Annotated in this window: 15 protein-coding genes; 6 read left to right on the forward strand and 9 right to left on the reverse strand. The window is 66.4% G+C overall.

All coding sequences use genetic code 11. The annotated features are described in order from the left end of the window. Positions 1-104: 104 nt before the first annotated feature. On the forward strand, positions 105-821 hold the full coding sequence (locus CU044_RS06380) for a hypothetical protein (protein WP_193563889.1): 717 nt from the start codon (positions 105-107) through the stop codon (positions 819-821). Between the two features lie 334 nt (positions 822-1155). Here the strand turns inward: CU044_RS06380 and CU044_RS06385 are convergent, their stop codons facing one another. The 9 genes from CU044_RS06385 to CU044_RS06425 form a co-directional block, all read right to left on the reverse strand. Next, positions 1156-2118, reverse strand: a complete 963-nt coding sequence (locus CU044_RS06385; protein WP_129767442.1) for a hypothetical protein — start codon at positions 2116-2118, stop codon at positions 1156-1158. Between the two features lie 61 nt (positions 2119-2179). Beyond that, the gene (locus CU044_RS06390; RefSeq protein ID WP_129767443.1) at positions 2180-2452 is read right to left on the reverse strand and encodes a hypothetical protein; all 273 of its coding nucleotides are present in this window, start codon (positions 2450-2452) and stop codon (positions 2180-2182) included. A gap of 172 nt (positions 2453-2624) precedes the next feature. Beyond that, on the reverse strand, positions 2625-5162 hold the full coding sequence (locus CU044_RS06395) for a hypothetical protein (protein ID WP_129767444.1): 2538 nt from the start codon (positions 5160-5162) through the stop codon (positions 2625-2627). A 608-nt stretch (positions 5163-5770) separates the two neighbouring features. Next, entirely contained in the window at positions 5771-6355 is a 585-nt protein-coding gene (locus tag CU044_RS06400) for a DUF6192 family protein (protein WP_129767445.1), read from the reverse strand. 20 nt (positions 6356-6375) lie between these two features. After that, positions 6376-6819 (reverse strand): hypothetical protein, encoded by a 444-nt coding sequence (locus tag CU044_RS06405; RefSeq protein WP_129767446.1) that lies wholly within the window; start codon positions 6817-6819, stop codon positions 6376-6378. After that, positions 6819-7769, reverse strand: coding sequence for a DUF6192 family protein (locus tag CU044_RS06410; protein WP_129767447.1), 951 nt, complete (start codon positions 7767-7769; stop codon positions 6819-6821). The genes CU044_RS06405 and CU044_RS06410 overlap by 1 nt, the downstream gene beginning before the upstream one ends. Before the next feature lie 312 nt (positions 7770-8081). After that, positions 8082-8306, reverse strand: coding sequence for a hypothetical protein (locus CU044_RS39385; protein ID WP_240045385.1), 225 nt, complete (start codon positions 8304-8306; stop codon positions 8082-8084). A 5-nt stretch (positions 8307-8311) separates the two neighbouring features. Continuing rightward, a complete protein-coding gene (locus tag CU044_RS06420) occupies positions 8312-9304 on the reverse strand; it encodes an SUMF1/EgtB/PvdO family nonheme iron enzyme (protein ID WP_129767448.1) in 993 nt (330 codons plus the stop codon). Between the two features lie 65 nt (positions 9305-9369). Continuing rightward, entirely contained in the window at positions 9370-10143 is a 774-nt protein-coding gene (locus CU044_RS06425) for an aminotransferase class IV family protein (RefSeq protein ID WP_129767449.1), read from the reverse strand. Positions 10144-10319: 176 nt separating this feature from the next. Between CU044_RS06425 and CU044_RS06430 the strand changes: the two genes are divergently transcribed. The 5 genes from CU044_RS06430 to serS all read left to right on the forward strand — a co-directional run bounded on the left by CU044_RS06430 (position 10320) and on the right by serS (position 15461). Beyond that, positions 10320-11213 (forward strand): phosphotransferase, encoded by an 894-nt coding sequence (locus tag CU044_RS06430; protein WP_240045386.1) that lies wholly within the window; start codon positions 10320-10322, stop codon positions 11211-11213. Between the two features lie 133 nt (positions 11214-11346). Then, entirely contained in the window at positions 11347-12543 is a 1197-nt protein-coding gene (locus tag CU044_RS06435) for a methionine adenosyltransferase (RefSeq protein ID WP_240045387.1), read from the forward strand. Then, positions 12543-13469: an aminoglycoside phosphotransferase family protein gene (locus CU044_RS06440; RefSeq protein ID WP_129767451.1), complete on the forward strand. Its 927-nt coding sequence runs from the start codon at positions 12543-12545 to the stop codon at positions 13467-13469. Before CU044_RS06435 ends, CU044_RS06440 begins: the two co-directional genes overlap by 1 nt. Next, positions 13466-14176, forward strand: coding sequence for a histidine phosphatase family protein (locus CU044_RS06445; RefSeq protein WP_129767452.1), 711 nt, complete (start codon positions 13466-13468; stop codon positions 14174-14176). The genes CU044_RS06440 and CU044_RS06445 overlap by 4 nt, the downstream gene beginning before the upstream one ends. After that, positions 14169-15461, forward strand: a complete 1293-nt coding sequence (gene serS, locus CU044_RS06450) for a serine--tRNA ligase (RefSeq protein ID WP_129767453.1) — start codon at positions 14169-14171, stop codon at positions 15459-15461. The genes CU044_RS06445 and serS overlap by 8 nt, the downstream gene beginning before the upstream one ends.

Raw genomic sequence — 15461 nt, forward strand, 5'->3', positions numbered from 1 at the left:
CTGCCGCGGCCTCCGTTGTTTATCAAGGCCGAAAACGCACTGCCCAGGCGTGAGTGGGGAGTCCAGTGGGCGGCAGTCCCCTTTACCTAGTTGACCTTGGCAAGGTGGAGCGGCTGGAGCCGGGACACCTGGAATATCTCTACGAGCGGATGCAGAAGAGCGGCAGCGCCGCAGGAACCGCTCACCACGCTCATAGAACCATCCGCGTCGCCCTGGGCGAAGCCGTCCGTCGCGGGCACGTCACCAAGAACGTCGCTGCGATCGCCAACGCCCCCAGCCCCGATGAGGAGGAGACCGAGCCGTACACCATCGAGGAGATTCAGAGCCTCTTGTTTGGAGGCGTCGAAGCTCCGCAACAGCACGCCCGCAGGGTCATCGCCCTGACACTCGGCCTGCGCCAGGGCGAGGCGCTCGGGCTGATGTGGGAAGACGTGTACCTGGACGCCGGGTACGTCCGCATCCGCAAGAACCGTCTGCGCGCGGTACGAGCATGGGTGCGGCGACAATTGCGGCCGGAGACCTGGCTACCGCCGGAGCGCAGGCAGATCCGCCGGGAGTTCAAGAAGACCGAGCCGTACGAGACGGACGTCTGCATGACGCGCGTCATGCAGACGGCACCGTGCTGCTCCTGCTCGGGGTCCCGGATGTTGGGATGGGAGCCGGGCGGCTCAGCACGGATGAGGGCCCGGTACACGCACGTCACCGGCCCCATGCTGAAGAACGTTGTGCACCAGGTCGGTGAAGCGCTCTGGGGCCCCGCGCCGGAGGCGGGCGAAGACAGCGGAGCCGGCTCGAACGAGGAGCCCTCGGACCTCAACTGAGACGGAAACTGAGACAGAAGATCACGTAGGGCCCACCGCGTCGCCGCGCGCGAGGCTCCGCGCCTGGTCTCGGATCCGCACGCGAAGAAGGCCCTGACCAGTCAAGACTGGTCAGGGCCTTCTTCGTATTGCCCGGTGAGAGCAATGGCGGAGGATACGAGATTCGAACTCGTGAGGGGTTGCCCCCAACACGCTTTCCAAATGTTCGTCTGGGGGTTCTGGGGCGTACGGCAATGTCCTGAACTGCGGTGCAGCTGGTCCGGGCGGGGGTTCTGAACGATGCTGTACGCAGGTGAATGCAACCAGAACTGCAACCACGGACGGAGGCCGGTAGTCAGGCGGGGGAGGAGTCGTCGGCTCGGAGCGCTTGTTCCGCAGTGGTAGCGATGTGCTGGACGCACTCCCGTAGTTGGTCGAGTTTCACGGCCCGCTGCTGGCTCTGCAGAGCCTGGGTGAGGGCGGCGATGACGGTCTCCTGATGGCTGGTGGTGCCGAGTGCTCGTGCCGCCCGGTCGAGCAAGGTGACATCCAGATCGATGGAGCATGTCGGCTCCGCGGTGGCTGGCATCGGAGATGGAGGGCGTAGGCGTGGTGTGCGGCGGCGTGATGCTGTCTCCATGAGCACCGGTGTGGAAGGGACAGCCGGCGGGGGTTCCGGGACAACAGTGTCCGGGGAGCCGAGAACGGTGACCACCGGCCTGCGGTAGGCGACAGGCGTACCGCTCGTAGCTGTGAGGGTGACGAGTTCCGTGGTGAAGTCGCAGACGGCGGGGCCTTCTACAGCGTCCAGTTCTTCGGCCAGTTGGGGAAGGCGCTTGGCTGCTTCCCACGAGCCGGTGTGGAACTGGAACTTGCCGAGGGAGGGGGCGGCCATGAGTCGGAAGGTCAGCTCGATGGTGGGTTGGGGCCCGCGTCCCTCCTTGGCGAGTGCTTTGCGGTCTTCCACCAATAGAGGACAGCCACAGGGCCGTCCCTTCACGTCGGCCGGCGACAGGAACACCACTCCGTCGCATTCGTGGATCTTCCCCTTGCTGCTCCAAAGAACCATACGAGCGGATACCGCATCGGGCCCATCCATAAGGATGCGTACGGATTCGCGGGCCGTCAGTATCTCGTAGGCACGTTTGCCGCTCCCACCATTGGGAGATAGCTGGCCGCCGTGGAGGTCGGCGATGCGGGCAGCCACCTGCGCGTCGTCGGTCGTTACCCGCCAAGTATCCAGAGCCTGAGGTCGGTTCCCTTCAGCAATGCGTCCTTGGTGGAAGCGTCCGGCGTAGACGGGTGTGCTGGGTGTCATGCAGATTCCTGTGACGGAGTGGTGGTGTTCCGGGCTTACGACAGTGTGGGTGGCGCTGGGCTTATCCCGTGGACAGGTCCGGTCGCCACTCCCGGATGTCGTCATCGAAATCGCCGTCGCGCATGTCGCTCAGAGCAGCCGAATAGCCGATTTGGATGGCCTCGTTGATCAGCTGGTGCAGCCCGGCTGGTGCGACAGAGAGCCCGGCGCCCGAGCAGAGGTTGGCGGCGGCATGGTCGGCGGCCCGAGCGTGCTCATCAGGGACTGTTGCCATGTGCAGGTCCGAAACGGCTCGAACCGCGCTCCCGATCTCTTCCTGTGAAGGCGAAGTCATGGCGGTCAGTATCCTCACGCCGCAGGCGGCACGGAATGGCGCCTCGGAGCACCAGCGCGTCGCCCCTGGCGAAGGACCATGGGCGAGGACATGAAGTGGACCGTATCGCGTGCGCTGGTGGGGGTGCTGCTCAGCCGAGCAGCACCCCCACCAGCGACGTGAAGAGATGCGGCTACAGCTTGAGGATCAGGGCTTCGACCTGGCTGAGGGCGGAGATGCTTCCTTCGGCGGCTCCGCGGGCCTTCGTCAGTTTCTCCATCCACTCGATCCGTTGATCGGCGGGGAGTGGATCTTCACCGAGGTCATCCCGCAGGCGCCGTGCCGTCTCGAAGTCGCTCAGCAGGGCATCGGCGGCCTGGACCGCACGTTCATAGCCGCCCTCGACGAGCTCGATCCGGGCCGGCAGTTCCTTCCGTAGGGCGCCCAACTGCGCACGAGGGTCTGCGGCGACGCCTCCAGCTGCACGCGAGGTGTCGTCGTTGGAGCGGTCTTCGGCGGCCTGATCTGCCGAGCCGGTTGTGCCTGTGGCTGCGTTGCGACCTTTTCCACTTTGGAAGGCGCTCCCCCAGATGGGCGGGAAGAGCTCGTCGAACCACGCCTTGTCGACCACCAGCGCCGTCGGCTGCCCATCTGTGTCCGGCGCGAGAACCATCCCAGGGACGATCGTGCTCCTGCTTTCCTCGGACCAGGTCTGCTCGCCGTAGCAGATCAACCTCGTACCGTCGGGCGCTTCCGGCACTTCGGTGGCATCCGGGTGCTCCAACACCACCTTGGCAAAGGCGAGAAGTAGTTCGCGGCTGACGTTCAGCGCTTCTTGCTTGTACGCCATCTTCAACGCCGCCACAGCGTTTGCCGGGCTCCGGCGCTCCCCCTTTCGTTGTCCGCCCGCCTCGCTTCCTTGGCCTGGCGTGATCAGGGGCTCGGGCGCGTGGATCAGGTTAGGCACCATGCGTTGGACCAGAGCTGCCCATGCGGTGGCGTCACCTGCCTGTGCACCGAGGAACAAGTCCCTTAGCGAACGGGGATCTTGCCGGGCTCCTTCCTTGGTGTCTGCGACGGCGAACAGGCCGTTGGCGGAGAGAATGTTGGCACGGTGCATGGAGAGCTGTGCCACGGCGGCGGACCACAACTTGGTCCGGGCCGCCGCTGTTTTGGCGCCAGTCTGGCTCCAGGCCGGCTCCTGCAGCGCACCACGCACGATCGGCCAGTAGCGACCTACGTCACGGACTTGGCGCTGCCCCGTCTGCGGTGGCGCCGCAGGTAGGTCGGGGAAGACGAGCGCCGTGATGGACCGGAGCGCGATGTCTCGAAGGGTGACGGGTGAGATCTCCTCGCCCGGCGGCAGCAGCGGAGAGAGCGGGGCGAGTGGCCCGTTCGCGGTCAGAGCCGACCGCACGCCGTCCACGTTGAGACGGTCTGCACCCCTTGCCTCAGGAAACGTGTCGGCGAGTGCCTGAACGAGTAGCCCCTCTGTGGCGTACGCGTCGACGAGAATCGCGAAGAGGGCAATGAGGCGGGCGTCCTCGTCGTACGGCTGGATCCCGCGGAGGTGATCGTCGACGTTCAGTGCTCGAAGCAGATGCTCCAGGGCGGCGGGGTTACTGCAGCCGACCACAACCTCCGTCGGGACGTCTGCGATCCGGCCGGCTCGATGGGCGGGGTGTTCCCGATCGGTTCCTTCTGCTGCGAGCGCCTCATTGAGGCTGTAAGAAATGCGATTCAGTACCTCGCGCTGGTTGTGCAGCAGCAGTTCGGAGTCGGTGTTCTCGCGCGGATAGGGGTACAGGGACTGGGGCATCCCTGTCACGAGGTGCTCGACTTGCAGGCCGAAGATGTCGAGGCGGGCAAGTGCTCGGTTGTTCGCGGTGACGGCGACCATTCGCCACGACGTGGATGTCTGGCCGGTCTGATCCTGCAACTGCCACTGCTGCAGGACGCACATGCCTCGTGACAGCTGGCCCGCAGCGACCAAGGACTCGACGAGGTCATATCCACGACCTCGGCCTGCACGCCGAAGGTTCTCAACCGCGTATCGCTGCAGGTGCACGGCGACCTCGCGGGGCTGGGGCGAGAGCACCAGCGCCGCCATGGCTCGTCCATCTTCTTCTGCAGACTTCACTACTGGGCGGGGCCGACGGTTACCAAGTGAGGACAGCAGAGCGTCTCGCTCGCGCTGAGCCTCGGTCACCCGCGATGTTGCCGCCCGGTACTTGTCCTCCGCAGCTGCAAGTTCTGCGGCTGCGTAGGTGTCATCGTCGACCGACCGGCGACGGGCTTCGCGTGCCTTCTCCGCTTGCTTCTCCGCCTTCCGTGCCTCCTCCAGCCTGAACTCGGCATCGACCAGTGCCTTGACCCGCTCCGTCGCCTCCGGACTGGGAGGTGTCCAGAAGCTGGCGGTGCGGTCGTTGAGATCCCAGGGAGCGACCCCGGCGCCGTGTACGTGGCAAGTGAGCAGGAGAACCTTGTCTTCGCCTGCCTTAACTACCCGGTACGCGGATGTGGCGAGCGCCTTCGTGGTGCGTGGCGAGACCACGAGCTTCTTGATCTCGGTGTCGCCGAGGGCGGTGCCAAGTCCTTCGACGATTGCGGCACGTGGGGGCGGGGTCACGCCCTCCTGCTTGCACGTGTTCTCAATCGCTTCCGCCAGCTTCTCCGACCACGTGTCGGTACTGACGTACGGGAAGATTCCTTCAGGCCGCTTCACAGCCATGGCAGTTACTGCCTTCTCCGGGCATGCCCGGGGACGCACGCTCCCGGCAATCGAGAGCGTGACACGCACCCGAGAACCGAAGCCTCGCGCCAACAGGATGCAGGTGGACGACCTAGAGCCTTCCGAACCTCTCCCGCTCCGTACGATCCAGCTGTCGGCGCCCGAAGAGGATCAGCTCCAACGGCACCCATGGCGGCACCTGAGCGTCTCGCACCTTGCTCCTGCTCCGCCGTCGGCGGCATGAGGCGGACGCCGGTGGAGGACCACCGACGTGCAAGATCGAAGATGCCAGGAGCGACCTGGGTGCAGACCCGAAAGCTGGGCTTCAATCACCCGATCGGTTAGTAAGCCCCCAAAACCCTGATGCTCGTAGCGTCCTTCCGGTAGAGGCTTCCGGTATGGATTCGTGGCAGCTCTACTGCTGCGGTTCTCGGGAACGCCTCCGTGCCCGAGGTATACCGTGTCGCCGCGCTTCCCGCACCGACACGGCGGTGTGCGGTGGCGCCGATTCCGCGCACTGGTGCTGCTGCGACGAGCTGACTCTGTCCTGACCTCGGTCGTTCTCGGCGGCCCGCAGCCTCCGTTCCTACGCCAAGGCTAGATATGAGTTATTTGTTGTCTTTCATAGCTATTCGTGCAACCTTGCAGGTCCATGCCGCCGCCGGCCCCGGAGGCGGGTGCTTGATGAGGTCGAACCGGTCCGGATGGCCGGCGAGGATGGCGTGCACCGACCACGAGGTATGCGAATCGCGTTTGTTCCGGGGCCAGGCAGCTGCAACTCTGCGATACCTCGCGAGAGCAGCCGGTGATATCCCGAGAGCCTCAGCGAATTTTTCCAGCGGCTGGAATACCTGGTCTTGCTTCTCGTGCGGTGGCACTGCCTCAAGGATGAGATCGCCCAACTTGAATTGGACCGCACTGGCACTTCGTACCATCTCCCTCCCGGTCCTTACGAGTTCGGGGGGATGCTCATCGGTCGTCTCTGCCCGTGCAGGCGGGTCTACTTGGGTTGCCCTGTGAGCGGTCCGAAGCGCGGCGACGCGTTCTCCTGGGGTGTGGTTGCAGTAGGGGCAGCCGCCGACCGATTCGAAGGTTTTCCGAGCCGCCAAGTGGCCGAAATGGCACTTCACGATTTCGGCCGTGCGTCCCTCCTGGCTCCAGAAGAGAGGGATGTTGTTTCCTGGCTCCGGCACGGCGCAACCGCCTCCTGTCCCTATTCGGCGGGGCCCTCGCCGCGGAGGGCGAGGTCCACCGAGAAGCCGGCGTCGCGCATCCGCTGCGTCGCCCGGACGATGCCGTTCACCGCCTGGCTGGCCACGATGATCTGAGGGCTCTGCTGGTCAGCCGGAGTGAGGGGCGCGATGGCGCTGCGGTGCAGTCGTACGGCTCGCCGGTGAAGTTGGGCGATTTCGCGGCTGATGGCGAGCAGGGCGAGTTGGGGGTCGCGGGTGCGCATGTAGAGGGTGAAGAGGTACAGCAGACACTCCTGCTCCACGATGCACTTATTGTCCTTGTCCCAGGCTTTGGCGATCTCGAACTGCCCCTCGGTCATCTTTTCCAGCGCGACCTCGCGCGGCATGCCGTCGCCACCGAAGTCACCGATGGCCTCCCACAGTTCCTCCCCGAGGTCATGCGGTGACCTGCGGCGCGTTGTCATCAGCCTTCCCCTCCCGCCTCATCGCGCAGCATCTCGGCCAGGGCGGCGTCCATGTCGGTCTTCCCGGTCGTCGCGACGTGGTCGCACCAGTCGCAGATCGCGCGGACCTTCCGCATGCTGTCGGTCACGGCTTCGATGGCGGTTTCGTCGCAGTTCTCGGTCTGCAGCAGGACTACGGCGTTCTGCATGGAGACGCAGAAGCTGGTGGCCAAGCCGAGGATCTTCAGCACAGCTGAGGGCGTATCCCGGTAGTCGACGGCAGGCGCCTGTCGGGCCAGGGGCCCTTCCTGCGACGTGGCCCGGGAGGGCGGTTCGGACAGTCCTGCCAGCGCGCGGGCCTCACCGGCGCGTTCCTCAAGCTTCTTGCCACGCTGGCGATTTGCCTCCCGTACGGCATTGCGGAAGCGAGGGTTTTCGACGACTGCTTCGATCACCTCGGTCCGCTCTGCCAGCTGGGCGATGGCCGCCGCAGCCTCGTCGGTGTCGCGCAGGATGTGCTTGGCCTTGTCGATCCGTTCGTCGGGAGTTTTGGGGTGGACAGGCATGAGCTGCCGGGCACGAAGAGCCTCGTCCTGGGTCCACGGCACGGTCTCGTCGGGGTCGGTGGGGTCCTGCGGTTCCTCGCGGATCATGTGAAACCGGTCGGGTTCCGCGGCCAGCCGCGCGTGCACAGACCAGGAAACGTCGGACCGTCGCATGCTTGGCGGCCATGCCCGGGAGACGTAACGGTAGTTCAGAAGCGTGCTCGGCCTTGCGCCGATCTGCTCGGCATAGACCTCGACGATCCTCTCGACATCGCCTTGGCGCTCCGAGGAGTCGAGCATCTCGACAAGCGTGTCGCCCAGCTCGAACTTCGCATCGCCGATCTGCTTCACGAGCCGGCGCCCCTTCTCTACGTACGCCTGCCACTCGCCTTCCATGAACCCGGGAGGAGGGAGGACATCAACCATGGCAGCCTCCAGCTGTCTTGTCCGGATCGGCCGGGAAGCGCAGGAGGGCCGCATGCCTCGCGGTCGCAGCACCGCCGGGGTGGTGTGTCCGGCCGCTGTTCCAAAAGCATCGTGACGTTTCACGAGCAGGCGGAGGGAGTGCGAACTAGAAGCGGATAGAGGCACTTACGTTCGCTCCCGGGCGACCGTCTGACCACGCAAGAGCTGGGGAGTGCCAGAGGGCGTGAGGGATGACCGTGCGCCTATGCGTGAGGCAGGTGAGACCCGGGAGTGGACGTGCTGCAGCCGGGCCGTGCTGTGTCAACTGCCGCTCTACCGGCGGTACAACAGGCAGTACGCGCGACGGTAGTACGGTCCGGGATAGACCTCACCCTGCTCGTGCTGCCACAGCGTCTGGAAGTTGGCGGCCGGCACCGTGAGCCCCGCGGCCCGGACCACCTCGCACAGCTGCTCGCCCGCGCCTTCGAGCGTCAGGCTGTGGGCTTCGCGCTGCTGTCGCAGTTTGTCCGGGCGCCGCCCCCGCCGGCTCTTCGCCACTTCGTTTACCGCCTACCCATCCCTGGCCGTGATCCGTAGGACAGATCTGCCTCGTCTTGCTCTCCGAGCAGTGCGTCGATGGCGGTCGCTGGGGTGGCGCAGCGGAACCCCGTGTCGTCGTCGAGCATCTCTGCGGATGCGTCGTTGAAAACGGCGGGGACGACGCGGGGGAAGGGGCTGGTCCAGGCGCCGGCCTTCAGTTCGTAGCGGCCGGGCTCGGAGCGGGTGGAACACCACTCCCAGGCGTTGCCGCACAAGTCGTAGACCCCGTATGGGGAGACGCCGCTGTGGTAGCGGCTCACGGGGGTGGTGGAGCCGATGCGACTTTCCCGCGAGTTGCACTTGGCCGGCGTGGGCTGGTTGCCCCAGGGATAGGTGTCGCCGTGGGCACCTCGGGCGGCCTTCTCCCACAGCTGCGCGGTCGGCAGCTCCTTGTCGGCCCACTCCGCGTAGGCCGTGGCGTCGTGCCAGGTGACGAAGACGACGGGGTGGTCGAGGACGGCCTCGGGGCATTTGCCGCGGTGCCAGTGTTGGGGCGGCTGGTGTCCGGTGGCGGCCATGAAGCGTGCGTAGTCGTTATTGGTGACCGGGAAGACGTCGATGTAGAAGGACGGGAGCCAGACCGGCTTGTTCTCCTTGCCGCACAGGAAGGTGCCGGCCTCGACGAGGCTCATCATCTTGCCGTCGCGGGGGTGGCGGACCTGGCGCTGCTGGAGTTGCGGCCCGGGAGGCGGCAGTTGCTGGGCGGGTAGAACGGTGCCCAGGGGGCGGGCGAGGCTGGCGAACCGTTCGTGGATGTCAGGGGCGGACTGGGAGAGGAGTGTGTCCAGGGCTGCCTGGTTCACCTGCCTGAGTCGGATCGTGTCCTTGCGCGCTTCCCATTTCGACACCATGCGGTCGCTGACACCGAGTCGCGCGGCGAACTCCTCAGTACTCATCCGCGATGCCTCGCGTAAGGCCCGGACTTCCAGTCCGGACCACCGCTCAACTGTGGCCACTCCAGGACTCCTTGTTGCAGGCTGGTCCTGGTCAGCCTAGTCAGTAGGAGTCCGGCTTCGGAGCGTTACAACAAGTCGCCTTCGATCTCCATGTACTCCTTCCGCAGCGCGTCGATGATTGCGTGGGATTGGGGCAGTTCGGTTCCGTCGATGGCGCGGATCGCGCGGACACCGATGGCCGCGTTGGTGGCGAAGGCGGCCCGCATGCCCGGCAGGTCGCTCAGCCGGATCGTCCGCGTGTCATGGGCGTGGGCACTCTTCAGAAGCTCCATGGTCACGCCGACGAGGCAGTCGGCGTCCGGCCAGATCACCTGGCTGCCGTCGAAGAACCCGATGTTCCAGGTGCCTCCCTCCGAGACGATCTGATCCTGGTCAGCGAAGAGCGCGTCGTCGAACCCGCTCAGCTGGGCCTGGCGGCGGTGATGGAGGCTGGCGAAGAGCCCGACGCTCTTCACGCTCGGTACGTCGCGTACATATGTCGTGGACCGCACCCTGAGCGGCGGAAGCGGGAGGGTACCCGCCGGCCGGGAAGTCACCAGCACGTGTGGGTCGTTGGCCGCGCTGGGGTGCCCGAGGTCGAGGCGCGGGTCGAAGACAGAGACGCGGACCGTGATGGACCCGGCGGCGGGAGCGGCACGGCGGGTCAGCTCGCGGACGCGCTGCGGGTCGAGGTCGGTGCCGAAGAGCGTTCGGCAGTCGCGCCGAAGCCGGTCCAGGTGCAGAGACAGGCCGCGTACGCGTCCGTCGTCGACCCGCATGGACGTGAAGTGGCCGTAGTTGGTCAGGGCCAGGTTCTGGAGCTGATCCGGCTCGACCGGTTCTCCGTTGAGTTCTGCCATGCGGCCAGCGTGCCACCCAGCTCGGGCCTCTCAGCCGTGAACCTCCTGGGAGGGCGCCTAAGTTCGGTGAAAGTTCGGTCCCGGGGCGGTGGGAGGACGTTCCGGCGGAACGGTGGTTGCCAGCACTCTGGTCGTGCAAGGGAGAACGGCGAGACCCCGGCGACAGGAGGTGACTTGTGCCCAGCGATGACGAGACGATGCGAGAGATCGAGTTCAAGCACGGCCCGTTCGGCCAGGCGATCACGAAGCCGTTCGCCAGTACGCGGCGGGCAGTCGACGAACGTTCCCTGCTCAAGGTCTACATGGGAATTGATCCCGAGGGCCGCCGTAAGCGGGAGGTGGAGACGGTGCAGCGCGCCGCTCACTGGGGTCTGTCGGTCCCCGAAGTCTTGGCCACGGGCACGGGAGAGGACGGATCCTGGACGGTGTTCCGCATGCTGCCCGGGGTGCCCTGCGGGGTGCGTACGGGCCGGGCAATCGACGCGTACGTCGGTCATGTTCTTGACCTGACCCGCCAGCTCCACCGGCCTTCAGCCGGTCTCACACCTGGCCTCGGCTGGGAGGCCGGCCACGGTCCCTCTGTGCCCCAACACCGCTTCCTGCTCGACCAGTTCTCTCCACGCTGCCGACTGCGACCGTGGTGGGAGGTGTTGACCGAAGCCCTGCAGCCGCTTGAATCGCATCCCGTCGTCCACCTGCATGGCGACCTCAAACCCGAGCACCTCTTGGTCGACGACGACCGATTGCATGTCGTGGACTGGGAGGCCAGCGCCCGAGGTCCCGCCGTCGTCGACTACGCCGACGTGGTGTTCCACCTTGTGCGTGACCTGCTGTATGAAGGCGTGCCGCCCGAACGCGTCCCGGTGAGCCTCGTGACCCGGCTGCCGTTCAGCGGTCCTGTGCTGGCCTGGCGCCTGCTTCTCTGGGTCGATCGTCGTCGCCCTGAGGACATCGACTTCGTGACGGCCCGCGACGTCGGCCGCCTTGTGGCCGAGGAACAGGCTTCAGCCGCCTGCGCGGCGTTGACTCAGGCCGTCTCGCTCCTGCGTGCCGCCGGCGTACCTCGCTGATTCCTTCGCGTATCGCTCGTCCAGGCGTGCTGACGCCTGCGTTCATTCACCTTCTGCCCACCCTGAACGGGAGTTCGTCATGCCTCGTACGAGCACGATCATCAACAACAGTCACCTCGTCATCGACACCGCCATGGCCGGGCCGGACACGACGACCATCATCGAGCGGAAGGGCCTCGGCCATCCGGACACCCTGGCCGACCACCTCGCCGAGCGGCTGTCCCGTGCCTATAGCCACTACACCGTCGCGCGCTTCGGCGCCGTGCTGCACCACAACTTCGACAAGCTCGCCCTCCTCGGCGGGGCCAGCGAGGTCCGATACGGCGCCGGCAAGATGACGGACCCGGTGCGTGTCCTGGTCAATGGGAGGGCAGCACCCATGTGCGGGGGCGAGGAGATCCCGGTCCAGGAGATCGTCGAGACTGAGGTCAGGGCGTTCTTCGCTGAGCGGCTCCCCGAGGTGTCGGACCACCTCGACATCGTCTTCAACATCACCAGTAACTCCAGTCCGGGCGCGGTCCTCACCGGCGACGGGGTCCCGGACCGTACACGCTGGTTCAATCCGCGCTCCGTCGATGATCTGCGGGAGCGGCGGCTGCGGCTGTCGAACGACACGTCCCTCGGCACAGGCTGGGCTCCGGAGAACGCCTTTGAGTCGTTCGTTCGCGAGCTGGTTGATCACTTTTCCGGCGCGAGCGAGTTCACCCGCGCCCACCCTTGGTGCGGGGCCGACGTCAAGCTCATGGGCTACTGGGACGGCGCCCAGGCCGACGTCGTGCTGTGCGTCCCGCAGAAGTCGCGCCACGTCGCCAGCCGCGCTGAGTACATCCGCAACGCGGAGACCGTCTTGGCTGAGTGCTACCGCCTGGCCGGTCTTCGGCTGTCTGGTGCACAGGCGCGCTTCCGGCTCAACGCCCGCGACGTCCCGGAGAAGGACGAGCTGTACCTGACCTACACCGGAAGCTCGATCGAGTCGGGGGACGAGGGCGTCGTCGGTCGCGGCAACCGGGTCAACGGCCTGATCACGCCGTTGCGGCCGATGAACCTGGAGGGAGCCAACGGCAAGAACCCCGTGTACCACGTGGGCAAGCTCTACAACATCGCTGCACAGCGTCTGGCCGAGCGCCTGCACGAGACCACGGACGGGCACGCGGAAGTGCACCTGGTCAGCACCACCGGCCAGCGTCTGGATCAGCCATGGCGAATACTGGTCCGCCTCTCGGCTCCGGACGCCGAGATTGACAAGGTGCAGGCCCTCGTCATGGAGACGCTGAGCGAGTTCCCGGCGCTGACCGACGAGCTGGTCTCCGACGGGATCGTGCTGAGCTGATGACGAAGCCGACGCTCGGAGAGATCCCTGCCGGGTGCCGACGGCGATTGCTTGCGCACTACGGACCTGCCGCCCAGCAGTGGCTCGATGCCGTCCCGGGGCGGCTGGCACACGCGGCGGAACGCTGGAAGCTGTCGCTCGCGGCCTATCACGACGCCGGACACGCCTCGGTGATTGCGACAGCGACCTGCCTTGACGGTCGTCCGCTGCTCCTCAAAGCGTGGTTCGATCCCTCCCGCTACCGCCGTGAGGTGGACGCGCTGCGACTCTGGGCCGGCGGACCGACAGCCGGCGTTGTGGAGGCCACGGACCACCTGGCTGTGGCCGTACTCGAACTCGTCGGAGGACAGCCCGGTGGTGCGGACCGGCCAAGGCGAGAGATTCAGATGGTGGCTGCGGCCATCCAAGGGCTGCACGCCTTTGGGCAGCACAGGCGCTGGCCAGATGGGCTTCCACGCCTTGCTGACCACCTCGCGCAGGAAATCCGGCCCCGGATCGAACGGCGGCTACAGAAGCTCGATCTCGGCGGCTGGCGCTCCCTGGCCGAAGCCGGCATCTCTGCTGCCATCGATCTGGAGGAAGTCCCCCGTCAGGCGACGGTGCTACACGCGGACCTGTATCGGGAGAACGTGCTGTTCGACTGTCAGGGGCACCCCCGGCTGATCGATCCGCTTCCCATGGTGGGAGACCCGGCGTTCGACTGGGCGTTCTGGATCGTCTACTACGACCTGGGGCGCGGTACTGACGCGAGGCTGGCCACCGCCTCACGCGTCTCCCGGATTCCTGTCCCGGTGCTCGCGCCCTGGTGCCGCCTGCTCGCCGTCGACGGCCTCCTTTTCTACGTGGAGTCCGGAGACCCGCGAGCGCATCTGATGGCGGAAGTGCTCACCCACCTTTTGGCGTCGACGACTCGGAGCGGATCGTGACGACGTACATCCTCCGCCACGGCCAGACGGACTACAGCAAGCGGTACCTCGTCAACGGCGACCCGTCCCAACCCATCCAACTGACCGCCGAGGGTCGGCAATCGCTGAGTCTGGGCCGGTCCACTCTCCCCCTCCACGCGGTGCGGACGTGGCTGGCCAGCGAATTCCCGCGTGCCCAGCAGACAGCTTCTCTGCTGATGGGTGTGCCGACTGCGGACCTGGTCATCGACCCTCGGCTGAACGAACTCGACTATGGGGAGTTCGAGGGCCGCCCGTTCCTGGAGTACGCGGTCTGGCTTGACAGCCAGGGTTCGGGCGGAAGGCCGACGGGTGGCACCGAGTCACAGCGCGACGGCATTCGGAGGATGCTCACGGGAGTACTGGCCGCTGTGGAGCGCCCAGGTCCCCGTGTTCTGGTAGGTCACGGGCTTTTGGCCTCCGTGCTCCTCTGGCATCAGAGCCGATCTCCGAGGGAGGCCATGCCGCTCTTCTTCCCGGAGGCGCCGTACGTCGAGCCCATTGCCATACCCGACGACGAACTGCCGGACTGGATCACGGCGCTGATGAGTCATCTCGACCAAGACGTTCCCGGAGGTCGCGCCGACCGCGGAGGCGCGGACATATTCCGGATCGGCGAGGGCTCGGCGGTTGCTACGGTCGATTCCGTATCCCACTCGCCGGATCAGAAGGATCTTCCTCATGCATGATGCCCGCGCCCTAATCGAAATGGGTGCCGAAGCGGTTCGTCGGCTCGCTCGTCGCGGCTACTCTCTGGACCTGTCCGAGCTGGAGTCCCTCCAGTCCCGGCGCAACCAGAACATCCGCTCGGCCGACGAGCTGCGGGCAGAGTCCAAGCGGACGGCGAGTGAGGTCCAGCAGACGGCCAAGCAGGGCGGCGACATCTCCAAGCTGAAGGAGCGCGCTCGCGAACTGAAGGACCAGATCCGGGACATCGAGGCCGGCCAGGTGCAGGTCGAGGAGCAGCTCCGCGACCTCCTCCTCAGCATTCCGAACCTGCCGGACGACGCGGCCCCGGACGGCGACTCCGAGGACTTCGCGGTCGAGGTCCGGCGGGTCGGCACTCCGCCGGCCTTCCCGTTCGAGCCGAAGGACCACGTCGACCTCGGTGAGGCCACCGGCATTCTCGACTTCGCTCGGGCGACGAAGTTGTCCGGCCCGCGCTTCGCGGTGTCGCGCGGCGCCGGAGCAGCTCTGGAGCGTGCCCTGGCCACACTCTTCCTCGACCTGCACACCCGTCGGCACGGATATGTCGAGCACGCCGTCCCGTTCCTGGTCACCCGCAAGACGATGACCGGCACGGGGCAGCTGCCGAAGTTCGAGGAGGACCTGTTCAAGACCGGCGTCGCCGACCGCGAGCTGTTCCTGATCCCGACGGCCGAGGTGCCGCTGACCAACCTCTACGCGGACGAGATCATCCCGCCGGCCGAGCTGCCGCTGGCGCTCACCGCGCACACGCCGTGCTTCCGGTCCGAAGCCGGCTCGTACGGTCGCGACACCCGGGGCCTGATCCGCCAGCACCAGTTCGCCAAGGTCGAGATCGTCCAGATGGTCGACCAGGCGGACGCGGACGCCACGCTGGAGACGATGGTCGGCCACGCCGAGGCATGCCTGAAGGAACTCGGCCTCGCCTACCGCGTCGTCAAGCTGGCAGCCGGTGACACGGGCTTCTCCGCCCAGCTCACCTACGACATCGAGGTCTGGATCCCGAGCCAGAACACGTACCGCGAGATCTCCTCGGTCTCCAACTTCGGCACCTTCCAGGCCCGCCGGGCCAACATCCGGACCCGCGGCGAGGACGGCAAGCCCAAGCTCGTCGCCACCCTCAACGGCTCGGGCCTGCCCGTCGGCCGCACCCTGGCCGCTCTCCTTGAGCAGGGCCAGCAGCAGGATGGATCCATCGTCCTGCCCGAATCTCTCGTCCCGTACCTCGGCTTCCGCCGTATCTCGGCGGACGGAACACCGGAGGCATAA

Source organism: Streptomyces sp. L-9-10, assembly GCF_004151105.1.
Lineage (GTDB): Bacteria > Actinomycetota > Actinomycetes > Streptomycetales > Streptomycetaceae > Streptomyces.

Excerpts from the sequence above, each read along its gene's own strand:
- CU044_RS06385 (WP_129767442.1), bottom strand. The coding sequence starts at position 2,118 with ATGACACCCAGCACACCCGTCTACGCCGGACGCTTCCACCAAGGACGC.
- CU044_RS06390 (WP_129767443.1), bottom strand. The coding sequence starts at position 2,452 with ATGACTTCGCCTTCACAGGAAGAGATCGGGAGCGCGGTTCGAGCCGTT.
- CU044_RS06395 (WP_129767444.1), bottom strand. The coding sequence starts at position 5,162 with ATGGCTGTGAAGCGGCCTGAAGGAATCTTCCCGTACGTCAGTACCGAC.
- CU044_RS06405 (WP_129767446.1), bottom strand. The coding sequence starts at position 6,819 with ATGACAACGCGCCGCAGGTCACCGCATGACCTCGGGGAGGAACTGTGG.
- CU044_RS06410 (WP_129767447.1), bottom strand. The coding sequence starts at position 7,769 with ATGGTTGATGTCCTCCCTCCTCCCGGGTTCATGGAAGGCGAGTGGCAG.
- CU044_RS06425 (WP_129767449.1), bottom strand. The coding sequence starts at position 10,143 with ATGGCAGAACTCAACGGAGAACCGGTCGAGCCGGATCAGCTCCAGAAC.
- CU044_RS06435 (WP_240045387.1), top strand. The coding sequence starts at position 11,347 with ATGGCCGGGCCGGACACGACGACCATCATCGAGCGGAAGGGCCTCGGC.
- CU044_RS06440 (WP_129767451.1), top strand. The coding sequence starts at position 12,543 with ATGACGAAGCCGACGCTCGGAGAGATCCCTGCCGGGTGCCGACGGCGA.
- serS (WP_129767453.1), top strand. The coding sequence starts at position 14,169 with ATGCATGATGCCCGCGCCCTAATCGAAATGGGTGCCGAAGCGGTTCGT.